General features: G+C 36.6%; 27 protein-coding genes and 2 tRNA genes. 11 read left to right on the top strand and 18 right to left on the bottom strand.

The features are described 5' to 3' along the window. Positions 1 to 187: 187 nt before the first annotated feature. The 3 genes from AC57AW_RS06280 to AC57AW_RS06270 form a co-directional block, all read right to left on the bottom strand. Positions 188 to 262 (bottom strand) — tRNA-Val (locus AC57AW_RS06280). 34 nt (positions 263 to 296) lie between these two features. After that, positions 297 to 371, bottom strand: a tRNA-Val gene (locus AC57AW_RS06275). A 42-nt stretch (positions 372 to 413) separates the two neighbouring features. Continuing rightward, the gene (locus AC57AW_RS06270; protein ID WP_496351219.1) at positions 414 to 1,658 is read right to left on the bottom strand and encodes a bifunctional folylpolyglutamate synthase/dihydrofolate synthase; all 1,245 of its coding nucleotides are present in this window, start codon (positions 1,656 to 1,658) and stop codon (positions 414 to 416) included. A gap of 185 nt (positions 1,659 to 1,843) precedes the next feature. On the opposite strand from AC57AW_RS06270, the gene AC57AW_RS06265 reads away from it, so the two are divergent. The 5 genes from AC57AW_RS06265 to AC57AW_RS06245 are packed head-to-tail and all read left to right on the top strand — an operon-like array spanning position 1,844 to position 6,061. Then, complete coding sequence (locus AC57AW_RS06265; protein WP_496351218.1) at positions 1,844 to 3,184, top strand: TolC family protein; 1,341 nt, start codon at positions 1,844 to 1,846, stop codon at positions 3,182 to 3,184. Position 3,185: 1 nt separating this feature from the next. After that, positions 3,186 to 3,779, top strand: coding sequence for a SprT-like domain-containing protein (locus tag AC57AW_RS06260; RefSeq protein WP_496351217.1), 594 nt, complete (start codon positions 3,186 to 3,188; stop codon positions 3,777 to 3,779). Between the two features lie 2 nt (positions 3,780 to 3,781). Beyond that, positions 3,782 to 4,864: a mannose-1-phosphate guanylyltransferase gene (locus AC57AW_RS06255; protein WP_318847622.1), complete on the top strand. Its 1,083-nt coding sequence runs from the start codon at positions 3,782 to 3,784 to the stop codon at positions 4,862 to 4,864. Positions 4,865 to 4,896: 32 nt separating this feature from the next. Further along, a complete protein-coding gene (locus AC57AW_RS06250) occupies positions 4,897 to 5,559 on the top strand; it encodes a hypothetical protein (protein ID WP_318847621.1) in 663 nt (220 codons plus the stop codon). Next, positions 5,528 to 6,061 carry a GNAT family N-acetyltransferase gene (locus tag AC57AW_RS06245; protein WP_496351216.1) on the top strand — a complete coding sequence of 178 codons (534 nt, stop codon included), beginning with the start codon at positions 5,528 to 5,530 and terminating at the stop codon, positions 6,059 to 6,061. The genes AC57AW_RS06250 and AC57AW_RS06245 overlap by 32 nt, the downstream gene beginning before the upstream one ends. Before the next feature lie 94 nt (positions 6,062 to 6,155). On the opposite strand, the gene bcp is transcribed toward AC57AW_RS06245, so the two are convergent. Then, positions 6,156 to 6,605 (bottom strand): thioredoxin-dependent thiol peroxidase, encoded by a 450-nt coding sequence (bcp, locus tag AC57AW_RS06240; protein ID WP_496351215.1) that lies wholly within the window; start codon positions 6,603 to 6,605, stop codon positions 6,156 to 6,158. A gap of 33 nt (positions 6,606 to 6,638) precedes the next feature. Here bcp and AC57AW_RS06235 point away from each other — a divergent pair, with 33 nt between their 5' ends. Continuing rightward, positions 6,639 to 7,259, top strand: coding sequence for an endonuclease III domain-containing protein (locus tag AC57AW_RS06235; protein WP_496351214.1), 621 nt, complete (start codon positions 6,639 to 6,641; stop codon positions 7,257 to 7,259). 190 nt (positions 7,260 to 7,449) lie between these two features. Here the strand turns inward: AC57AW_RS06235 and AC57AW_RS06230 are convergent, their stop codons facing one another. The 3 genes from AC57AW_RS06230 to AC57AW_RS06220 are packed head-to-tail and all read right to left on the bottom strand — an operon-like array spanning position 7,450 to position 10,264. Continuing rightward, positions 7,450 to 7,896 carry a DinB family protein gene (locus tag AC57AW_RS06230; protein ID WP_496351213.1) on the bottom strand — a complete coding sequence of 149 codons (447 nt, stop codon included), beginning with the start codon at positions 7,894 to 7,896 and terminating at the stop codon, positions 7,450 to 7,452. A gap of 1 nt (position 7,897) precedes the next feature. After that, on the bottom strand, positions 7,898 to 8,461 hold the full coding sequence (locus AC57AW_RS06225) for a hypothetical protein (protein ID WP_496351212.1): 564 nt from the start codon (positions 8,459 to 8,461) through the stop codon (positions 7,898 to 7,900). Positions 8,462 to 8,467: 6 nt separating this feature from the next. Then, a complete protein-coding gene (locus AC57AW_RS06220; RefSeq protein ID WP_496351211.1) occupies positions 8,468 to 10,264 on the bottom strand; it encodes a DUF885 domain-containing protein in 1,797 nt (598 codons plus the stop codon). Between the two features lie 169 nt (positions 10,265 to 10,433). On the opposite strand from AC57AW_RS06220, the gene AC57AW_RS06215 reads away from it, so the two are divergent. The 4 genes from AC57AW_RS06215 to AC57AW_RS06200 all read left to right on the top strand — a co-directional run bounded on the left by AC57AW_RS06215 (position 10,434) and on the right by AC57AW_RS06200 (position 13,109). After that, a complete protein-coding gene (locus tag AC57AW_RS06215) occupies positions 10,434 to 10,895 on the top strand; it encodes a hypothetical protein (protein WP_236852277.1) in 462 nt (153 codons plus the stop codon). A 175-nt stretch (positions 10,896 to 11,070) separates the two neighbouring features. Next, on the top strand, positions 11,071 to 11,775 hold the full coding sequence (locus AC57AW_RS06210) for a MotA/TolQ/ExbB proton channel family protein (RefSeq protein ID WP_109737859.1): 705 nt from the start codon (positions 11,071 to 11,073) through the stop codon (positions 11,773 to 11,775). Between the two features lie 12 nt (positions 11,776 to 11,787). Next, positions 11,788 to 12,186, top strand: coding sequence for an ExbD/TolR family protein (locus tag AC57AW_RS06205; RefSeq protein WP_496351210.1), 399 nt, complete (start codon positions 11,788 to 11,790; stop codon positions 12,184 to 12,186). A 35-nt stretch (positions 12,187 to 12,221) separates the two neighbouring features. Then, positions 12,222 to 13,109, top strand: coding sequence for a ferric siderophore ABC transporter substrate-binding protein (locus AC57AW_RS06200; RefSeq protein ID WP_496351209.1), 888 nt, complete (start codon positions 12,222 to 12,224; stop codon positions 13,107 to 13,109). A 15-nt stretch (positions 13,110 to 13,124) separates the two neighbouring features. On the opposite strand, the gene AC57AW_RS06195 is transcribed toward AC57AW_RS06200, so the two are convergent. From AC57AW_RS06195 to AC57AW_RS06150, 10 genes are all read right to left on the bottom strand, one after another. Then, the gene (locus tag AC57AW_RS06195) at positions 13,125 to 13,517 is read right to left on the bottom strand and encodes a hypothetical protein (RefSeq protein WP_496351208.1); all 393 of its coding nucleotides are present in this window, start codon (positions 13,515 to 13,517) and stop codon (positions 13,125 to 13,127) included. 34 nt (positions 13,518 to 13,551) lie between these two features. After that, positions 13,552 to 13,917, bottom strand: a complete 366-nt coding sequence (locus AC57AW_RS06190; RefSeq protein WP_496351207.1) for a four helix bundle protein — start codon at positions 13,915 to 13,917, stop codon at positions 13,552 to 13,554. Between the two features lie 56 nt (positions 13,918 to 13,973). Continuing rightward, complete coding sequence (locus AC57AW_RS06185) at positions 13,974 to 15,377, bottom strand: nucleoside recognition domain-containing protein (RefSeq protein ID WP_496351206.1); 1,404 nt, start codon at positions 15,375 to 15,377, stop codon at positions 13,974 to 13,976. Positions 15,378 to 15,661: 284 nt separating this feature from the next. Continuing rightward, entirely contained in the window at positions 15,662 to 16,171 is a 510-nt protein-coding gene (locus tag AC57AW_RS06180; RefSeq protein WP_496351205.1) for a DUF6973 domain-containing protein, read from the bottom strand. A 54-nt stretch (positions 16,172 to 16,225) separates the two neighbouring features. Continuing rightward, the gene (gene accD / locus AC57AW_RS06175) at positions 16,226 to 17,080 is read right to left on the bottom strand and encodes an acetyl-CoA carboxylase, carboxyltransferase subunit beta (RefSeq protein ID WP_318847609.1); all 855 of its coding nucleotides are present in this window, start codon (positions 17,078 to 17,080) and stop codon (positions 16,226 to 16,228) included. Between the two features lie 90 nt (positions 17,081 to 17,170). Continuing rightward, positions 17,171 to 18,241, bottom strand: a complete 1,071-nt coding sequence (gene fbaA, locus AC57AW_RS06170) for a class II fructose-bisphosphate aldolase (protein ID WP_496351204.1) — start codon at positions 18,239 to 18,241, stop codon at positions 17,171 to 17,173. 70 nt (positions 18,242 to 18,311) lie between these two features. Then, positions 18,312 to 19,178, bottom strand: coding sequence for an NAD kinase (locus tag AC57AW_RS06165; RefSeq protein WP_318847608.1), 867 nt, complete (start codon positions 19,176 to 19,178; stop codon positions 18,312 to 18,314). 1 nt (position 19,179) lies between these two features. Next, a complete protein-coding gene (locus AC57AW_RS06160; RefSeq protein WP_318847607.1) occupies positions 19,180 to 19,833 on the bottom strand; it encodes a CBS domain-containing protein in 654 nt (217 codons plus the stop codon). Between the two features lie 187 nt (positions 19,834 to 20,020). Next, a complete protein-coding gene (locus AC57AW_RS06155) occupies positions 20,021 to 20,551 on the bottom strand; it encodes an RNA methyltransferase (RefSeq protein WP_496351203.1) in 531 nt (176 codons plus the stop codon). Positions 20,552 to 20,556: 5 nt separating this feature from the next. Then, a complete protein-coding gene (locus AC57AW_RS06150) occupies positions 20,557 to 21,177 on the bottom strand; it encodes a toxin-antitoxin system YwqK family antitoxin (RefSeq protein WP_318847605.1) in 621 nt (206 codons plus the stop codon). Positions 21,178 to 21,232: 55 nt separating this feature from the next. On the opposite strand from AC57AW_RS06150, the gene AC57AW_RS06145 reads away from it, so the two are divergent. Beyond that, positions 21,233 to 21,832: a hypothetical protein gene (locus AC57AW_RS06145; protein ID WP_318847604.1), complete on the top strand. Its 600-nt coding sequence runs from the start codon at positions 21,233 to 21,235 to the stop codon at positions 21,830 to 21,832. 12 nt (positions 21,833 to 21,844) lie between these two features. On the opposite strand, the gene AC57AW_RS06140 is transcribed toward AC57AW_RS06145, so the two are convergent. After that, entirely contained in the window at positions 21,845 to 22,741 is an 897-nt protein-coding gene (locus AC57AW_RS06140; RefSeq protein WP_496351202.1) for a bestrophin family protein, read from the bottom strand. Between the last annotated feature and the right edge of the window lie 82 nt (positions 22,742 to 22,823).

Raw genomic sequence — 22,823 nt, 5'->3', positions numbered from 1 at the left:
TAATTCTTACTCACGCCAGAACTTGACGTGTTAAATTATAAATGAATTTTAGATGAAAAGTAATCCGATCTCAAGCTTATTGGTTAACTGATAGCTAAGAAAATCTATACTCACAATATTGTAAATTACTATGATAGAGTAGAAGGATATAAAATAAAAAATCTCCCAGTTTCCTGAGAGATTTTTGTGGGCCCTGAGGGATTCGAACCCCCGACCCTCTGGGTGTAAACCAGATGCTCTGAACCAACTGAGCTAAGAGCCCTGAAATTTTTTGAAAGGCTTCAGTATCCTTTTTGTGGGCCCTGAGGGATTCGAACCCCCGACCCTCTGGGTGTAAACCAGATGCTCTGAACCAACTGAGCTAAGAGCCCCTATAACTTGTTTCCTCGTTTAGAGTGGTGCAAATATACAACTTATTCAGATATCTCCAAATTTTTTTCTAAAAAATCTCCAACAACAAAGTTACTTCCGCCAATAAAAATCATTTCTTCGTTTGTACATCGTTCTTTTGCAGATAGATATGCTTCTTGTACAGAATCAAAAATTTTATAAAAAATTTTCGCCTCCTGAAGCAGATTTTCGTAATCTTCCGGGTGTCTTCCCCTGTTGACGGATGGTTTTGCAAAATAAAACTCAGAATTTTCAGGAAGTAATTTCATCACATCATCTATTTTTTTGTCATTCACAAACCCCAAAATGATATGTTTGTGCCTGTCAATTGAACGTAGTTGTGAAAAAACATACTCCAAACCTGCCTGATTGTGTCCTGTATCACAAATTGTAAGCGGTTCTTTTGAAAATTCAAACCAACGGCCAATGAATCCTGTATTCTGATGAACATGGAGCAGGCCGTTTGCAAGATCTTTGTCGGAAATAGATACTTCCAGTTTTCTTAATTCTTCTACCGCAGCCAATACCACTCTGAGATTCTTTTTCTGATAATTTCCCTTCAGATCAGAGTCGAGATCAGTCTCAATAAAAGTTGCGTCTATAAACGGGGCATTTTCTTTTGCTGCTTTCTCTCTGATAATATTTTTGACTATTTCATTTTCATCACCAGAGATTACAGGAATGCTGTTTTTAATAATTCCTGCTTTTTCTGCAGCAATTTCCTCAATGGTATCTCCCAGAATATTCTGATGATCCAGCTGAACATTCGTAATAGCAGAAATCAAAGGTTGAATAATATTGGTAGAATCCAGTCTTCCTCCCAACCCAACTTCAATAATGGCAAAATCTACCTGCTGCTGATAAAAATATTCAAAAGCCATAATCGTAGTAAACTCAAAAAAAGAAGGTCGGATATCTTCCGGAAGCGTTCTTAATTTTTGAATAAACTCAAAGACAAATTCTTTATTACAGTTTTTTCCATCAACCTTAATGCGTTCTGTAAAGTCTATCAGATGCGGAGAATTGTATAATCCCGTTTTATAGCCAGCTTCCTGAAGAACGGATGCCAGCATATTGCTGGAAGAGCCCTTTCCGTTAGTTCCGCCGATATGGATACATTTTATTTTATCCTGCGGATTTCCAAAGAAAGCACAAAGCTTTGTAATATTGTCAAGCCCGGGTTTATAAGCCTTCTGTCCATCTATCTGATAGTTGGGCATCTGTACGAAAAGCCAGTCGATAGCTTCCTGGTATTGTTCATTTGTCATGGTACAAAATTCCCAAAAGTTTTCTTAAAAAAAAATATAATTTTTCAATCTGTAACTTTTTTATATTTAATTCGTCTAATATTGAAAAATCTTAATATGAAGTCGCTGTGATTTGCAAGGTACAATACTGATGAAAATAACACGATTCCATATGACCATTAAAAACAAATAAACATCTACATAATATGAAAAAAGTTTGGATCATCGTTTTTGGATTAGGATATCTGGGTTTGAGCGCTCAGAAGAAATGGTCCTTAAAAGAATGTGTAAGCTATGCAGTGGAGCATAATCTTCAGGTTATCCAAAATCAGTATAACAAACAGTCACAGGACGCCAATCTTAAAATTGCGAAAAAAGGATATTTACCATCCGTTTCTGCAAGCTTGGGGAACACGGTAAGTTTTGGACAAACATCATTTGGTACGGGGAGTTTGAGAAACGATAGATTCAGTAATAATGCCAGTCTTGGAGCTGATGTTTTGGTGTATAATAATGGCAGACTCGAAAAGACCGTTAGAAAAAGCCAGTTTGATCTGGAGGCAAGCCTTTATGATATAGAAACCATTAAAAATGACATCTCATTACAAATTGCCCAGCAGTACTTAACCACACTCTTGAATAAAGAAATTGTAAAAATATCTGAAAGTGCTGTAAGTAACGCTCAAAAACAATTTGACCGAGCCAAAATAACAACAAACGTCGGAACAACAGCACAAACTGTTTTAGCAGAGGCAGAAGCAGCTTTGGCAAGAGAAAAGCAAAATTTAAAAACGGCTGAAGTAAATGTAGGACGTAGTTTGTTTGCTCTTGTTCAACTTTTGCAGCTGTCTGACTATAAGGATTTTGACGTAGATGATGTATCCGTTCCGGATCAGCTGGCACCAGAGCTAAAATCGGTTGATGAAGTTCTGTCTATAGCCTATGAGTCTCAACCTCAGATAAAGGCAGCTGTAAGCAGAATCAATTCGGCAGAGGCGCAAACAGAGGTTTCCAAAACAGCATTTTGGCCTACCATAACAGCAAACGTAGGGATAGGAACTTTCTATAATAATCTTTTAAATACAGATAATATAGGAAATGAATTTGTGTATGTGAAGGAAAAAGGATTTTTCCAGCAGTATAAGGATAACTTCGGGCAGCAGGCCGGCCTTTCTGTAAATATTCCTATTTTCAATAAGGGAATCACAAAACTTCAGGTAGAGCAGTCTAAAATAAATGAAAATATTGCCAAAAATACCCTAGAGCAGAAGAAGCAGACCGTAAGACAGAATGTACAGAAAGCTCAGTTTGATGCAGATGCCAATTATGAAAATTACCTGGCAGCTGTGGAAGCTGAAAAAAGTTCTAAGCTGGCTCTTGAATTTGCTGACAAAAGTTATGCTGCTGGTAGAACAACCATTTACGATGTGAATGTCGCAAGAAATAATTATGCAAATGCACAGGGATCAGTAGCGCAGGCAAAATATAATTATCTTTTTAGTGTTAAACTACTGAACTTCTATGCAGGAATTCCATTAAGTTTGTAAAATGCCTATTCAATCATTAGAAAAATATTTACCTAAAAACAATACTCTTAAATATTTAAGAATCTGGTTTTCAGATTACTATATTCATATAAAAGTTACAAGAAACAGGAATTCAAAACTGGGAGATTACAGAAGGCTTCCGGACAATTCTCATGAAATTACGGTAAACTCTACGCTTACCCCGCAGCTTTTTTTCTTTGTGCTAACCCATGAACTGGCACACTTGATTGCATTTGAAAAATATGGACGAAGAATCTCTCCTCATGGCAATGAATGGAAAGAAACTTTCAGAAATATGCTCCTTGAAAGCCTTGAAATTTATGATGAAGAGTTGAAACCTATCATCGTAAAGTTTTCAAAATCACCCAAAGCAAATTTCATGGCAAGCCCTGATCTGGTAAGATATTTCCATACTGAGAAACAAGATGATACTCTTCATTTTATCGAAGAACTTCAGAAGGGTGAGTTTTTTATATACCGTAACGAAAAGTATTTATTAGAAGGTCTAGTTAAAAAAAACTATCTTTGTAAGAACCTGGCTACTGGAAGGAAGTATTCTTTCAAGCCATTAGCTAGGGTAGAAAAATGTAGCTAAGAATGTTAAAATCAGATAGATACTGCGTTATAATGGCGGGAGGAATCGGGAGCCGGTTCTGGCCGATGAGCACGCAGAAATTTCCAAAACAGTTTCAGGATATTTTAGGTACCGGGCGTACTATGATTCAGCAGACCTATGACAGAATCAGCAAGGTAATTCCTAAAGAACAAATATTCGTGATTACGAATAAGGAATATGTGGCTCTTTCCCATCAGCAGCTTCCGGAGATTCCTGAAGAAAACATTGTGGGTGAACCACTTATGAAGAATACGGCTGCTTGTAACCTGTATATGGCCAACAAGATTGCTGAGATCAATCCAGATGCAACAATGATTGTGCTTCCGGCAGATCACCTGATCCTTAAAGAGGATGTATTTTTGGAAAAAGTGGGGCTGGCATTTGAGGTAGCTTCAAAACATGATTATCTGGTAACATTAGGAATTACTCCAACAAGACCTGATACGGGCTATGGCTACATTCAGTTTGTAGAAAAGAAAGGGTCCGAATATTTTAAGGTTAAAACATTCACAGAAAAGCCGATTCTTGAAATTGCTCAAAGTTTCTTAGAAAGTGGCGATTTCCTTTGGAATGCAGGTATTTTTATATGGAATGTAAAAAGTATTCACCATGCTTTTGATCTTTATCTTCCGGAGATGATGCAGCATTTTATGGCTTGTGAATACAATTCAGAAAAAGAAAACAGCTGTATTGAAACCATTTATCCAAAGGTTCAGAAAATCTCTATTGATAACGGAATTTTAGAAAAAGCAAAGAATGTGTATGTGATTCCATCAGACTTAGGATGGAGTGATTTGGGAACCTGGACATCTGTGTACGAAAATACAGAAAAAGATAAAGAAGGAAATGCGGTGAAATTAAAGCACTTACTTTCCTATAATTCAAAAGGAAATATTATCCGTTTAAGAAACAATAACAAGGCGGTAATCATTGACGGCCTTGAAAACTACATTGTTGTAGATACAGATAAAGCGCTTCTTATCTGCCCGCGAGATAACGACCAGCTTATAAAAGATTATGTTCTTGACTTAAAGAACTTTAAGAAAGGAGATAAGTTTATGTAATATTTGGTATATTTTCTGCTGATTTTTATATTATGATTAAAGCTGCAACCCGATTTACAATTCTTACATTTTTACTTTTGGGAATCTTAGGATATTCTCAGGAGAAGAAAAAATTTTCAAGCATTCCGAATATTTTACAGCAGGTAAACCCAGGTAATAGGGTAGACTCATGGGTATTGGTATACAACAGCTATGGAAAAGGTGAGGAAATAAAGATTTCGGGTAAGGTAAATTATACCCCTCAGTTCTCTGGATTCAACCTTTTTCCCAGTGAAGACAGCTTTTATTATATTGCTTATTCGGAAGGAGGTAAAGTAAATTATGTTACCGATGTTGAAGGACTTAAGAAATTTATAGACCGGATTGATAATGCTCAGGAAGCCGCTGTAATGCTGGCTGCTGAAGGATATATGGTGGATGAGGAATTCAAGGATCTTGCGGGTAATTATCATGAAGACAAATCGAATTATTATCTGGACCTTGGAAAACTGACCTCAAAGGAGTGTCCTTACCAGAAAACACATTATACGGTAACTGTAAATAAATCAACAGGTACTGTAAGCAATGTGAAGGACAATGGAACCTATATTGAGCTTTATAATAAAAAGTGTACTAATAACCCGAGACTTTTAAAAATCGAAAAAAAAGAAGAACCAAAGAAAGATGAGCCTAAAAAAACACCCAAGCGCAAATAATACTTATGAGACAGAGCGATTAATACTTCGTCCAATGTCTCGTGAAGACAGAGATTTTATCTTTGAGCTTTATAACAGACCTAAATTTATTCAACATATCGGCAACCGCAATGTTAATACTATTGAAGATGCTGAAAATTATATCCTGAACAGATTTGCTCCACAGATTGAAAGACTGGGATTTGGAAACTATCTTTTAGTAACTAAAGAAGGGAATGAAAAAGTAGGAGCGGTAGGAATCTTTGAAAGAGAAGGGCTTGATATCGTGGATATAGGATATTCTCTATTGGAAGAGTTTGAAGGAAAAGGATATGCTTTTGAAGCTGCTCAGAAGGTCAAATCCATTGGGATGGATGAGTTTGGGCTATCAAAAATATCAGCTATTATTTCAAAAGATAATGTTTCTTCCCAAAATCTGATCGAAAAATTGGGATTAAAGTTTAAAAAGCATGTGACTCTTCCCGGAGAGACCGAAGAATTAAACTATTACGAAACAGAATAATAAATCCATAAAAAAATCTTTTCACAAATAACACAATTATGTATCTGTCTTATTTGTGAAAAGATTTGTGATATCTGTGTTTTAAAAAAAAAAATTATCCTTCCAGAATCTGCTCAGCAGCAGTCTTTGAAGTCACTTTCTCAATCACTCTTGTACAAATACCATTTTCATCAAAAATAAAAGTGGTTCTTACAATTCCCATATAGGTTTTTCCAAACGTTTTTTTCTCCTGCCATACCCCGAATTTTTCAATGATACTGCGGTTTTCGTCCGCAATAAGATCATAAGGGAAAGCAAATTTACTATGAAAATTTTTCTGTTTTTTTACAGAATCACCACTTATTCCCAGTAACTGAAATCCGGCTTTTTTAAGCTTCGTATAGTTATCACTCAGGTTACAGGCTTCCACGGTACAGGTTGGCGTACTTGCTTGTGGATAAAAGAAAACCACGAGTTTTTTTCCAATTAATTTTGATGAGGTTACTGTTTCTCCGTCCTGATTGAGTTCTTCAAATTCAGGTAATTTATCTCCAACTTTCAGCATAATGATTTAATTTTGTTCAAATTTAAGCGTTACATGACAAAAAAACAAAGAGCTCAGCTCGTTCAGATAGAACTGGAAAAATTATATCCTACAACGCCTATTCCGTTAGATCACACCGATCCGTATACATTGATGGTTGCAGTGGCACTTTCTGCACAAACCACAGATAAAAAGGTAAACCAGGTTACGCCTGATCTTTTTGCAGTAGCAGGAACGCCGCAAAGAATGGCTAAGTTGGAAGAATTTGAAATCAAAGAACTGATCAAAGAAATAGGATTATCCAATACGAAAGCCAAAAACTTAAAAAGAATGGCCGAACTTTTATTGGAAAGACATAACGGTATTGTTCCCCAGACTTATGAAGAATTGGAAGCCCTTCCGGGTGTAGGACACAAAACGGCTTCGGTTGTAATGAGTCAGGGCTTCGGATTTCCCGCTTTTCCTGTGGATACACACATTCACCGTCTGATGACGCAGTGGAAACTTACCTCCGGAAAAAATGTGGTAGAAACTGAACGTGATGCAAAGAGTTTATTTCCTGAAGAAGTATGGAATAAGCTTCATCTTCAGATTATTTTCTACGGAAGAGAATATTCTCCGGCAAGAGGAAAAGGAGAGAAGGATTTTATTACGAAAATGATGTTTGAAAAATAACCTATTCTAACTTAACGCTAAGTTCGCCAGGGTTTTGTGAAAAATGATATCAAAATAGTTCGCAAGGGCACTTTGTTCAGCCAAGACAAGGGTGTCCTTGCTAAGTAAAACGCCCTTGCGAACTAAAATAAAACGCAAGAACTACTTTGTTATCGTTGCGCTTATTTTAGTTTTTTTATAGGTAATGGATTTAAATATCCAGTAATCTTCTGTGATAATTGATCTGTCCCAAATGATAATCCAGATGGGCAATCAGGTGGATCAGGAAGTAATCTGTGGTCATTTTATTTTCAAAAACAACAAGAGGATATTCTTTTTTCAGGTCGTCTTCCGATAATTGAGAAAGAGTAGAATTTATCATTGTTGCAGTTGCTTCTATTTTTTCAATAAGTTCGGTTCTTGGAATGTTTTTTAAGGAAAATTCCAGGTCACGTTGTCTCACATATCCTGTATTTCCAAGATGTGTTCCTATAAAATGGTTGAGATTTCCAACCAGATGAAGGACCAGATTTCCCGCAGAATTCGCGATACTTTTATCGATTATCCAAAGATTTTCTTCGCTTTGATAGGCTTCTATCTCTGTTTTTAATTTATTTAAATCTCTGTTGTAAAGAGAGATCAGGCTTTCTGTAATCATATCAATTTTGTTGTATTGTAGTTTTAAAATATCCTCTGAAGTGTTTATAAACCAAACTGTCAATCCGGCATTTGTAGTCTATGAATCCATAAATGCTATCATTTTTTTTGAATATATTGGTGTTTAGAATCAGTTTCTGTTCTGAAACTTTTGATTTTATGAATTTTTTTTCACCTTTTAAGGTTTTAGGATCAATATCTTTTATATAAAACTGATTATTGAAGACTTTTACTAGAACGCCATTTCCAAAATATCCATTATCGTTGTTTAGCAAGATATTTAAAGTGTCGTTCTGATATTGAGCTTTACACTTATAATCTTCAAACAGAAATGATCCTTTAAGAAGTCCGTCATAATAAAATGCTTTCTGAATAATGTAAGCTGTTCTTGTTTTACTTTCAATAATTTCACTGTTATATAATTTCAGCTCAGGATACTTTGACAGGAGCTGAATGGTATCATAAGTGGATAATCTTTTGTCAACAATAAAATTTTCAAAATTTTGATCCTTTTGACAGCTTAAAGCGGTCAAAAAAATAAGCATAAAAAACAAAAATAGTTTCATATGAAACTATTTTTGTTTTTGAGCCCAAAGCTCCATTTTTCTGTTAAGAACATCCAATGGAAGGCATCCCTGGCTTAATACTTCATCGTGGAAGCTTGCCAGATTGAATTTCTTTCCTAGTTCTTTTTGGTATTTTTCTCTAAGCTCACGGATTCTTAATGACCCTATTTTGTAGCCTAAAGCCTGTCCCGGCATTGCCATATATCTTTCTACTTCCGCTGTGGCAGATCCCTCATCATAAGAAATGTTGCTTAGGAAATATTTGATGGCTTCTTCTCTTGACATTTTTCCTGTGTGAAGTCCAGTGTCTACTACAAGCCGTACTGCTCTCAGCATCTGATCACTCAGATATCCCATTTTCTGGTAAGGATCAGTATATAAACCGAATTCAGGGCCTAATGTTTCACAATAATGTGCCCATCCTTCACCATAGGCTCCGAACCATCCGAATCTCATAAATTTAGGAAGTTTTGTGTTTTCCTGCTGCAGAGAAACCTGGTAATGATGTCCTGGGATGGCTTCATGAAGGAAAAGAGATTCCATTCCTGAAGTAACATTGAATTTTGTAGGATCAGGGAGTGGAACATAAAATATACCCGCTCTTTTACCGTCAGGAGTTCCCGGAATGTACTCTGCGCTGGCACTAGCCTCTCTGAATTTTTCTGTCTGTCTGATTTCAAACTTTGTTTTCGGAGTAACGTTAAACATCGTTTTAAGCTTCGGAGTAATCTTCGTCAGAATACCATTGAAGGCATTTAAAACTTCCTTAGAGGTTTTATAAGGCATCGCTTTTGGATCCGTTTTCACAAAAGTGATAAACTCTTCCAGAGTTCCGTTAAAACCTACCTGCTGCTTTACTTTTTCCATTTCTGCACGAAGCATGGCTACCTGCTGTAATCCAATCTTATTGATCTCTTCAGGAGATTTCTTAGTCGTTGTCCAGCTTTTTACATAATAGCTGTAAATTTCGTTGCCGTTGGGAAGACTGTTGTATCCGTCAGTATCTCTTGCTTTTGGAAGATAATCTTTTTCTAAAAAGACACCCATTTTAGTATAGGCAGGAATAATTTTTTTCATGATAGCTTCTTTATAAAGTGCTGAAAACTTGTCTTTCTGATCCTGCGTGAAGCTTTTTGGGAAGTTCCTTACTGGCCCGTAGAAAATATTCTTTTCCATATCGGCAGTTGTGATTTCCTCTGCTTTCATCTGAGGTATCATTTTAATAACCAGTTTTTTAGGAAGCACTATTTTATTACTAATTCCGTCACGGAAGTTGTCTGCTGCTGCATCCATCCATTCCGGAAATTTTTCCATTCTTTTTAGCCAGTCACTGTAATCTTTTTCAGTTTTGAAAGGCTGGCTGCCCTGTCCGCTCCCGTACAATGGAAAAGTAAGCGGAAGACCTCCGAATTGTGTGAAAGGAATATATTCCGGGTGATAGGCATAGGCTTCAATTTTATCTTTTAAAGTATAATCCAGCACATCATACACCACTTTATCTTCGTCAGTAAGAGCTTTGTAATCTACATGCTCCAGTTGTTTCTGTACAGAATTATAGAAAGCGATTTCTCCTGAGATAAAATCTTTATCAATGTTGATAGGAAGCTGGTCGTTGTATCTTGTATCCCCCTGAGAAGTAGCATCTAAAGGGTATAGCTTAAGGTACTGCTCATAATAGTTGGAAGCAATAGAATCCAGGTTGCTAGGCGTTACTTTGGTAAGAGGAGAGTCCGTTTTTTTGCATGAAGCAAGACCAATCATCAACCCTAATCCCAGAATACCTTTTGATAAAATATTTTTCATTTTCAGAATCTTTATGAAAACAAAAGTAAGTATTATTGGGATATTCAGTATTATTGTATAAGCCGATTTTAAAAAATTATTTTCAAAATACTTTCAACTTTGAATCAATTTTTTATCTTTGTCTAAAACGTTTAACAATCATATTATTACAGTTCTTTTTTAAGAAAAAATGAAAGGGATTTTAAAAATTTACCATCCGGAGGAGACGCTAAAATACAATATCAGAAATACTTATTGTAAAGCGGTCTACAGCAATCAACAACATTTTTTAGAGGTTGAAGTTATTACGGATGACAGTTTGGATCACGTAGACGATGATTCACTACAGTACAAGTTTCCGCAGCTTTCACTTGAAGTTTTCGATTTGCCTATTGAATCGACGGAAATAGAAGGAAAAACAATCAAAATCAATGACTCTGATGAAGAAACCTACACAGAAGTAGATCTTTTCGATGACGAAGATGCTTATATCTACGACAACGAGCTTCTTTTCGAAAGAAATGAAGAGGGAGAGCTTCAGGTCATCTGGAAGGGCACCATTGATGATTTCTATACCGGATCTGATACACCGATTCCTTTTAGATTAAAATGCGAATTCAAGCAGGATGATATTGAGGTAGACGAGGATTAACAGAAGCCTTGTTCCTTTTTTACTATCGAATTTCTTTTCAAAATTATTTTTTGGAAAGAAATTTGCTATCGGTAAATAATAACAAATTTTAAGTTGTTTTTAAGCAATTTTTAAGAGTTCAATTCATAATATTCTATTACATTTGTCGTTGAAACTTTAATAAAATTCACATTTAATGCTGTTAACGGAACTTTCTCAGATTTTATTTGCACAAATCGCTACACCTGCAGTTGCTGCAGACAACTTAGAGTTCTCATTCTGGAAAATCATGTTCCATGGGGGTGCATTCGCTAAAATAGTGATGGCCATTGTGTTGCTGTTGGGGATATTTTCTCTCTATCTGTTTTTTGAAAGATTCTTCTTTATCAAAAGGCTGACTTCAAAAACGGATTCCAACTTCATGAACAATATTGAAGACTTTATCAAAGCAGGAAAAATAGAGGCTGCAGCTGATTATTGCAAAACACAGAATTCTCCGGAAGGACGAATTTTAGAAAAAGGAATTTCAAGATTGGGACGTCCTGTTTCTGATATTGTAAGTGCTATGGAATCACAGGCCCAGGTAGAGGTTGCCAATATGGAGAAAAACCTGAACCTTCTGGCGGTAGTACCGAGTATTGCACCAATGTTGGGACTTTTGGGTACGGTAATCGGGATGATTATTGCTTTCTTTAATTTATCCCACGCTACAGGATCTTTCTCTCCGAAAACACTTTCAGAAGGTATTTATACCGCGTTGGGACAGACCGCTGTCGGTTTGGCAGTAGCAATTCCTGCAAATTTCTGTTACAATATTCTATTGACAAGAATAGATAAATTTGTACTGAAGGCTCAGAATATGTCAGGAGAATTTTTAGACCTTATCAACAAACCTTTATAAATCTTTCTTACGATGAAAATTCAGAGAAGAAATAAAGCAAACCCGGAATTCAGCTTAGCAGCGATGACAGACGTCATCCTATTGATGCTGATATTCTTTATGATCACATCTTCTGCGGCCAATCAGAGCGCCATTGATGTGAATCTGCCGAAAGCCGGAGCTGTTGACGATACTATACCCAATCCAGTGACAGTAAGCATCAAGCCGGATGGCTCATTCTTTGTGGATGACAATCCTGCCGGTAAAGGGGAACTGGAAAAGATTATTGTAGATAAATTAGCCGGGCAGACCAATAAGTCTTTCACAATCAGAGCCGACGAAAATACGTTGCATAAAGATGTTGTTTTTGTAATGGAAATTGCTGAAAAATATAAGTTTAACATTGCGATTGCAACCGTTAAAGATAAATAACAAATCCGGATTTCCGGAAAGAATTACCTGTTAAGATGAGAAGCTATACAGCAAACAAAAACGAAGAAAACAAAGATAGGATAAAGAGCGCTCTGCTTTCTGTTCTTATCTGGGCTGCTATTTTGCTTTTTGTTTTTTTGTATAAACTAAAACCTGAGATTGACAAAGATCCTGAAGTGGTTACTACCATGTTGGTGAACTTCGGGGACAATAGAAATGGGAAAGGTATTGAAGAACCTGCTGAGCAGCCGGGAAGTCTTGCTGCAGCTACTGAAGAAGTGACCCCTGAACCTGCAGAAACCCCTGTTCCGGAAACAAAAACCATTGTAAAACCAGAACCGGCTCCTACCCCTGAACCCAAAAAAGTAGAGACAAAGGAGAAGGTCATCACAGGAAATTCAAAAGCAACAGTTCCTAAAAAGGAAGATTCAAAAAAAGCTGAGAAAAAAGAAGCAACAAGTACCAGCGCTTCTAAAAATACCAAAAAATCCGGAGCAGCAACAGCCAATTCAAAAACAGGAAATGGAGATGGAAAAGGAAATGCCGCCATTGGAAACCTGATCAAAGGAAGAGGCACAAAAGCGGGAAGCCAGGGAACAGGAGAGGGCATAGGAAATGCAGGAGATCCCTTAGGTGGAGACGGAAACGGTGATAGTAAAGTAGGAATCGACAGAAAACTGACGGGTTATATTCCGGGGACAATGGGAAGAGGAGGAGCGCAGCCATCTCACAGCTGTACAGCAAGCGGATCAATTACCATTGCTTATACTGTAGATAAAGCAGGAAATGTGGTGTCTGCAAGAAGATTAGGAGGTGTTTCAGATCCTTGTGTATCATCTACCTCAGTAGCCTGGGTGAAGAAATATGTAAAGGCAGAGAAAGCCAGTACTTCTTCTACCGGAACTTATAAAATTACATTCTAAAAATACAAAAGCACTTTATTCAAGTGCTTTTTTTAATTCGTTGATTCTATTGATGATCGGAAGGGCAAAAATACCGCTGGTCTGAAGATACAGCTCGTAGAAAGTCTTTGCTTTATCCTGAAAATCTTTGTTATGCTCATGTCTGCTGTTAAAGTAGAACAGATTTCCCAGCATTTCGTAATAGTCTTTGTGATCTCTTTCCTGTCTTTCATTGACAATGGCAATCATTTCTTCCTTGGTTTTAGAAGAAACTTCTGTGAAGCTCATCTTGAAAATGTCTCTCATCAAGGTATCAAAATCCAGTTCTTTCTGCATTAAACTTTCTTCGGGTTTATCCAGGATCAGTTTTTCCAAAGCCTGGGTTAATTGACGAATAAGTCGTAAGGTAAATTCTTTATCTGTAATCATAATGGGGTATTTTGTTGCTAGTTGCTGGTTTGGATTAGGTTCGCCAGCTTAATTGGACATATTTTATAAAGTTATTGATTTTTCCTCCTAAGAGTTTATATTGCTCTGATTTTTCTTTAAAATCTGAGTGTAATTCCGGATAAAGCCTGGTTATTTTTGATAGATGACATATTGTTTCGTCGCAACTTGCTTGAGAGTAAGTGAGAAATCTAATAAAATCACCTTTATAGCTATTTCTTCCGTATCCCTCTGCAATATTTGTAACAATTGAATCGGCTGATCGTCTCAATTGGCTGCCCAATTCATATAATTCGTAGTGAGGTAGTTTGAGTGACAATTTATGTGTTTCAATAAACAATTCAAAAGCAATATTATAAATGTCAAGTTTTTCGTAGCTCATTAATATCTTTTTTCACGGTTAAAAAAACTAGAAACCAGCAACCAGCAACTCTTTTATTAAGCAAAGAACAAATAAGCTAATGCAATTGCAGTAATAACACCGACTAAATCGGCAAGAAGCATAGCGATTACCGTATATCTTGTATTCTTAACGGCTACGGCGCCAAAATAGACTGCAATCACGTAAAATGTCGTATCTGAACTTCCCTGAAGTACAGCGGCTAATTTCCCCTGAAAACTATCAGCTCCAAACGTTGTCATTGTGTCTACCATCATTCCTCTTGCTCCTGAACCGGATAAAGGCTTGATTAAAGCTGTCGGAAGTCCGTCTACAAATCTTGGATCCATATTGGCAACATTAGCAACCCATTTCATTCCATCAATGATCACATCAAAAACACCAGAAGTTCTTAATAGTGAAATAGCAATCAGCATCCCAACCAGGTAAGGAATAATCTTGACACAGGTAGTGAAGCCTTCTTTTGCTCCTTCAATAAAGGCATCAAAAACGTTGATTTTCTTGTAAAGGGCTCCAAGTACAATAGCAAGGAAAATGAAAAGAATTAAACCATTGCTTAATACTTTGCTGAAATCATCCAGCTGATCTTTGCTCAGCTGTACAAGATAGACTACCAATAAGGCAATCACTGCTGAAATTCCCCCTACATAAGCGATAACTACAGGGCGAAGCAGATTAATCTTCTGATAAAGAGAAACGATGATCATTGCTGCCAATGTAGCCGCAAAAGTAGCAATCATACAAGGCAGGAAAATATCTGTAGGCGTTTTAGAGCCCATAGATGCTCTGATGGCAATAATGGATACGGGAATCAAAGTCATACCTCCGGCATGGAGACACAGAAACATAATCTGTGAATTACTGGCTGTATCTTTATTAGGATTTAAAGACTGGAGACTTTCCATGGCTTTTAATCCAAAAGGAGTTGCTGCATTATCCAGCCCCAGAAGGTTGGCACTGAAATTCATCAGCATATGTCCAAATGCAGGATGGTTTTTGGGGATATCAGGAAATAATTTCGAGAAGAAAGGCTGAATCAGACGGCTTAAAAGGTTGATACCTCCTGCTTTTTCTGCAATACTCATAAATCCCATGAATAAGGTCATGATTCCGATGAGACCAATACAGATCTTCACGGCAGTTTCTGACGTTCCAATCACTCCATCAGCTTCCTGAACACGGTAAACGTTTACATTTTGTTTTAAAGAATCTGTTTTATAATGAATTCTGCTGTCCGCAAAATCATTCTTTTTCATCAGGCTGTCTCTGATAACAGGAGAGAGGCTGTTCATCGGTTGAGATACAACCTTCACAGTATCACCACCTTTACCTACCACCATATCATTGAAAATGGTTTTATAGTGACCTGAAGAAACGTATTTTATACTGGCAATGGCAATGGCAATGATAATGAAAGCCGACCAAATTCTGCTGAGAACCATTTGATTGATTTAATTGTTTAAACTTATCAAAAATACTTTAAACCACAAAAATAACTAAAGTCTTTTGTTATTCTGATGTGAAATAGAATTAATGATGGTTTCAGACCTTAGACCATTTTAACGCAATGTCCGCAAAGGTTTCTAAAATGATGTTTTTTGTTAGCACTAAGCAAAGAGAACTTAAATAAGAGAACATCGCTGAATGAAATGCCATTGCGAACAAAAAATATACACTAAGTTTTTAGATTTTCCTTGCGCTCCCTAGCGTTTAAAACTAAAATGATTTACTCCTTCAGGTAAACAAGATGCCCTTCAAAATCATCATCAAGATTCTTCAGAACTTTAGCTTCATCCATTTTTTTGACCAAAGCCTCTACAAAAAAGCTTTTTTCAAAAAACTGACGGTGAATACCCGGAAGAAGTTCCATGAAATAATCCATTCCGATTTTATTGTTATGAAGATCCATTTTTGTTTCCAGGGGCTCATTCGGGAATAGTTCTTCATGCATATCTGTTATTCTTTTGCAAAAATCCAGCGCTTTTTTAGGAGAAGATACTTTGCAGCAGTACATCATGATGAAGCAGCACCACAGAGCATGTCTGAAAGCATTTCCAATTCCGTTGTTGGAGGCTGTCTCAGGGAATTTTGTCTGGGCAATGGTAAACGCTTTTACGGTGGCATGAAAGCTTAGCAGGGCAAAAAGAGGATGGGGAAGGATAAGTGATAAAAGACGTATAATCTTTTTGAAACTCATGCTCCGGATGGTATTGAAAAATATCTTAAAAGTCCTCATAAATAAAAATCTCTCCCTAATTAGAGAGAGATTGTATTGTTTTTGTTACAGATATTATGCGTTTACAGCTAATAAATTAACTGTTTTTGCTACAGTATCCTGAATTTCAGTTCTTTTTACGATGAAATCTACAAATCCTTTTTCCTGTAAGAATTCTGATGTCTGGAATCCTTCCGGTAAGTCTCTACCAATCGTTTCACGGATTACTCTTGGTCCCGCAAAACCGATCAATGCTCCCGGCTCTGCCATGATGATATCAGCAGTCATTGCGAAAGAAGCTGTGATTCCTCCAAATGTAGGGTCACAAAGATAAGCGATATATAAAAGTCCTGCTTCAGAAAGCTGAGCCAGCTTAGCCTGAACTTTTGCCAACTGCATCAAAGAGTAAGTGGCTTCCTGCATTCTTGCTCCTCCGGACTGACAGATAATCATATACGGAAGTTTGTGCTTGATACAGTAATCTACTGCTCTTCTGATCTTTTCTCCCATTACAGAACCTAAAGATCCACCAATGAAAGCAAAATCCATACAAGAAACTACCATTTCAGTTCCTTTTACAGTTCCCACAGCATTTCTGATAGAGTCAGTAAGCTTCGTTTTCGCTTTTACTTCTTTCAAACGGTCTTTGTAAGGCTTTGTATCTTTGAAGTTTAAGATATCAATACTTTCAACGTTAGCATCCATTTCGGTAAATTTACCACCGTCAAAAAGGATGTCAAAAAATTCCGCACTTCCTATTCTTACATGAAATCCGTCTTCAGGAGAAACATAGTTATTTCTCTTTAGTTCATCATGTTCCACAACTTTTCCTGATGGAGTCTGATGCCAAAGGCCTTTGGGAACGTCCTTTTTTTCATCAGTAGAAGTGGTAATGTTTTTTGCTTTTCTTTTAAACCAGTCGAATGCCATTTTTGCTTGTATTAATGTATAAATGTAAAATGTACCAATGTAAATGTATTTCTTATGAATACGTTTTACATCGGTACAAATGTACAGTTCTTATTTTAAAGTATTTACGTTATTTAAATCTTCAAATGCTTTTACCAATCTTGTAGAGAATGTTTCCTCACCTTTTCTTACCCAAACTCTTGGGTCATAGAATTTCTTGTTAGGTTTTTCTTCTCCTTCAGGATTTCCGATTTGAGCTCTTAAATAATCAATATTATTTACCATATAATCTCTAACGCCTTCTGTATATGCAAACTGAAGGTCAGTATCGATATTCATTTTGATAACTCCGTAGTCGATAGCTTCTCTGATCTCCTCTAAAGTAGATCCTGAACCCCCATGGAATACAAAGTTGATAGGTTTAGCAGCCGTTCCGAATTTCTCCTGAACATATTTCTGAGAATTGTCAAGGATTTTCGGAGTTAGAACTACGTTTCCTGGCTTGTAAACTCCGTGTACGTTACCAAAAGCAGCAGCAATGGTAAAGTTATCAGAAATAGCTTTTAATTTTTCATATGTGTAAGCTATGTCTTCAGGCTGAGTATATAATTTAGAGTTATCAACGTCTGAGTTGTCAACACCATCTTCTTCTCCACCAGTAACTCCGATTTCTACTTCAAGAGTCATCTGAAGCTTAGCCATTCTTTCGAAATACTGAGCCGAAATCTCAAGGTTTTCTTCCAAAGATTCTTCAGAAAGATCTAGCATGTGAGAAGAGTAAAGAGATTTTCCTGTCTGCTTGAAGAATTCTTCGTTAGCATCCATCAATCCGTCGATCCAAGGAAGTAATTTCTTTGCACAGTGGTCTGTGTGTAGAATTACAGTTGCTCCGTAAGCTTCTGCAAGGGCGTGGATATGTTTTGCACCAGCGATAGATCCTAAGATTGCAGCCTTTTGTCCGTCATTGTTTAATCCTTTCCCTGCGTTGAAAGCAGCTCCACCATTTGAAAACTGAATAATTACAGGAGAGTTCAATTTCGCTGCAGTTTCCATCACAGCGTTTACGTTGCTTGATCCAATTACGTTTACTGCAGGTAATGCAAACTTGTTTTCTTTAGCATACTGAAAGATATCAGTAACTAACTGACCTGTGGCAACTCCTGCCGGAAAAATTCTGCTCATGTTTTACTTTTTATTATAAATTTATTAGGTGTTTTAATTTCGTGTAAAGGTAATCATTTTTAAGAAATTACTAATTTCTTTTATCTCTTCCCCAAAGTAGCTTCTGACGGATCGTCTCATAGAAACTTAAACTGTTGGGCTGTACCAGAAGAAGCTGGAAACCTGCCTTTTTAATGATAATTTCCTTATCAGTTTCTATATGGATCAGTCGGGAGTCTAAAGAAAGAGAGTATTGAGGTACACGGCTTTCCACCCTGAATTTTATTTCTACTTTATCGTTCACCACTAAAGGTCTCACATTCAGATTGTGAGGGGCAATAGGAGTGATGACGAAATTTTCGTTGTTTGGAGAAATGATAGGGCCTCCACAGCTCAATGAATAAGCGGTAGAACCGGTAGGAGTGGAGATGATAACACCATCACCCCAGAATACATTCAGAAACTCATCATTGATATAAGAGTCTACTGTAATCATTGATGTGGTTTCTTTTCTGGAAACCGTAACATCGTTCAGGGCATAAGGAAAAAATCCCTCCAGATTGGGAGAAACAACTTCAATAACCGAACGGCGGCTCGTCTTTACATCTCCTTTTAAGATGGAATCAAGCTCTTTAAAAGCTTCTTCTTTGGTGAAAAAAGCCAAAAATCCAAGTCTTCCGGTATTCACTCCCACAACAGGAATTTCAAGATCTTCAATGAAGGTTAAAGAATTTACAATCGTTCCGTCTCCACCGAAAGTGAAAAACAGATCAACTTCCTTATCAATAAGATCCTGCTTACAGTTGAAGGTTTCGAAAATTTTTGAGAACTGAAGTGCTTCAGCCATTTCATCATACAGAACAGATTTTACATCTCTGGCTTCAAGTTCAGAGATAAACTTGCTTAAATATAAAAAAGTATCAAGATCTTTTTTCTGAGAATATATGGCTGCCTTCATGTTATATTTCTATGAATTTTTGTAAAAAACCAAATCGGTCTTTAAACAGATCGGATTTCTCATCAGAATAGTATTTTTCAACAATTCTGTAGTCATACCGGTCAAAAGTTGAGTCTATCGAGGCCAGGTTTTCATTGCTGATCTTTATTGTTATTTGGACCACTTCTTCAGACATAAAGCTTATAAACCCTCCATAAAACTTCGAGTTGTTGCTTTCTACGATGTTGGTAATTTCCGTCATAGAATATTTTCTGGCAGGAGTTTCTACAGTAAGAATAGCTCCTGTTTCCGAAAATAAAGGATATCGGGAAAGGTCCTGAAAAACATCTTCACAGGTAATATACCCCAGATATTTTTCATTTTTATTAATCACCGGGATCACATTGCTGCTGAAGGTATAAAACAGACGGATACTGTCCATAATATTGCTGTCCTCCAGAATAGCAAACCGTTCAATCTGGTGCTCAAGATCTTTCAAAGTTCCCCCATCTTCTTCATATAAGAAGTCCACTGCAAGAGCTCCGTAAAAATGATGGGATTTTTTGATAAAAACATGGGAATATCCAAAATCCTCCAACATATTTCTGGCTGACTCTATGGAGTCAGACAGGCTAAAACATGGAAAGTCTTTTGAGATATAGTCCTTGATAAACATTGTGCTAATTTATAAAAAATTAAATGAAACTTTTTCTGAAAACCCGACTTTTTTTAAGCTGAAACAAAAAAAATGCCACTAAAATTTGATTGTAAAGAAAAAAAAAGTACCTTTGTCGCCTTTCATTTTTACTTTTTATTAGATTTATTTCAAACTGCACTGTCTACTAAGGACATATGCAGTTTTTTTATTTTAACGCTTTTGCAAACTCCCACATCACAATTCCGGCACATACACTTACATTCAGAGAATGCTTTGTTCCAAGCTGTGGAATTTCTAAAAATACATCAACATTAGGGAGAACTTCATCACTGATTCCTTCCACTTCGTTTCCTAAAATCAAGGCGTATTTTTTTGATCTGTCAATCGTAAAATCGGTAATAAGCTTGCTGCCGGTCGTCTGCTCAATTCCGATGATTTCATATCCTTTGCTTTTCAAATCAGCAATAGCGGCGTTCGTGTCTGCTTCATGAGACCAGTCTACACTTTCTGTAGCGCCCAGCGCTGCTTTATGGATCTCACGGTGAGGCGGCTGCGGTGTAATTCCGCAAAGAATGATTTTTTCAATTAAAAAGGCATCTGCCGTTCTGAAAGCTGCACCTACATTGTGCATGCTTCTGATATTATCTAAAATGATGACCAACGGAATTTTTTCAACCTTCTTAAATGTTTCTACATCTATTCTGTTAAGTTCTTCCAGTTTTAGTTTCTGTACCAATTGTATTATTTTGTTGAGATTAATTTTCCGTCTTTATAGACCTCTGTTTTTTCTATGCTTCCGTCTTCACGGTAATGAACCCTGTTGCCGTTTCTCTTATCGTTGGCAAGCTCAGTTTCACGCTGTAGTTTTCCTGATGGATAAAATACTTTCCATTTTCCGGTAGCCAGGCCGTTGTCATACTGCCCGATGTCTTTCACAGATTTTCCGTCTTCATGGAAGGTTTTGCTTTCCCCTTGTAATTTATTGAATTTATAATTGGAAATTTCAGTGATCTTACCTGCGGGAGAAAAAAATGTAGCGGTGAGGCTGTTATCATAAATATTCTTGTCTCCGTTTCTGAAAGCTTCTTTGGATGTAAGCACTCCATTTTTATCAAAATAAGACCATTCTTTTACTTTGAATCCTTTTTTGTATTCTCCTTTAGACTGTATTTTTCCGTTATCATAATAAAAAACAGCATCTCCGTCCCACTTTCCTTTTTCCCATTCTACTGTGTTTTTTATCTGTCCGTTGTCATAAAACTCTTTGCAGGATCCTTCCTGTAATCCGTCTTTATATCCACATGGTTTCTGTGCCATCACAATGACAGAAGTGGAGAAAAGGAATAGAAAAACGTACTTCATAGCTATTTTTATTTCAAAAATAGTAAAATACTTATATTTGACTCAAAAATATACTATGAAAAAATTATTCACATTATTCATTCTGATGTATGGGTTTGTGTATCTGAGCGCACAAAACACCTATTATCCGCAGGTTTTTTTTGATAAAAAGATGGCCAGAGATATGCTTGGATTCGGGAATTCTACGATTGAAGGAGTTGCTTCTACCAAACAAAAAACAGCATTAGGAATTAAACCTCTGCTTGGAGAGAAGCATTATGCAAAAGAAGGAACTGTAGTGATGCTTTTCCCGGTGACTCCTTATTTTGAAGAGTTTTATGATATGAGAAGGAAATATGAAAACAAAAAGACCACTGTATATATGTCTGAAGAGGCTTTTAAATATAGAGTAGAGGCTTTAACGGATAATCGCGGAAGGTTCAAATTCGAAAAACTGAAGCCAGGTAAATATTATCTTGAAACAATTGTGAATTTTACGGCAACGGCAAGCTATCAACAACAGACAGGAACTTCAAATACCTATAATGGATATGGAAACTATCTGTATTCTAACCCAATCTACAGCACATTTTTCTACGGATATTCTGCTGCAAACAGAGAAAGTAAATTTGTCGAAATAAAACAGGACGGTGAACTCAAAGAAATCAAGCTTTAAAAGCTTGATTTTTTATTTTCTGTTCATAATCTGATGTACATTTTTTTCGATATTCTGTGCTAATGTTTCCATAGGGATATCATTCTCATCATTATTGAAAGGGTCTTCAATCTCTTCTGCAATAAGCTCAAGGCTCATCAGTACATAATATACAAAAACAGTAAGCGGAATCATGAAAAGGCCAATGGTGATAACATAAGCAATGGGTAAAGCAAAAACGTACAGAATAATAAATTTCTTGATGAATGAAGAATAGGAATAAGGGATCGGAGTGTTTTTAATCCTCTCACAGCCTCCGCATACATCCAGAAATCCTGACAGCTGAGTATCTAAATACAGCATTTCAATTTCTGAAATTTTACCTTCTTTTTTCAATAAATTCAATTTATGAGTCAGCAGAATAACAATTTCGCTCGGACCATGGTTTTTCAAAGAATTTTCTATTTCAGAATAATCTTCATCCAAAGCGAGTCTTGTGGATTCCTTAGAAAGATGTTTGGCTAAAAAATGAGGGAAATACTTTAAATATCTTGCAATCTGCTCAGCATCCTGACGGTTGTCCCCAAGAATGGTATTGATTTTTATGGCAAAATTTCGGGTGTCATTGACCAGTTTTCCCCAAAGCTTTCGGCCTTCCCACCATCTGTCATAGGCAGTGTTGGTCCTGAAAACCAATAAAAGTGAAAGTACAAAACCCAACAGAGAATGAATCATTCCCACGTTACTGATTCCTGATTTTGAGGTAAGGTGCAGATATTCTACTTCCAGGTACTGAATTCCCCAGGAATAGAGTCCTATTAGAACCATACTTGGGAAAAGGATTTTCAGTGTATCACTTTTGTGTAAACTGAAAAGAATTCTAAGGAAATGTTTGGTATTGTAGACTCTCATAAATTCACTTGTTACCACAAATATAATTTTTTTCACTCAGTTCCGGCTGATGAAAACTTGTGAGATCTAATTTTGGAGGGCTCTTTTTTTAATTTTTGCA

The organism is Chryseobacterium sp. BGA-UO-ETr-SB22 (assembly GCF_059567885.1).
The sequence above is the reverse complement of the archived record's forward strand: the minus strand, read 5'-3'. Positions and strand labels throughout refer to the sequence as shown.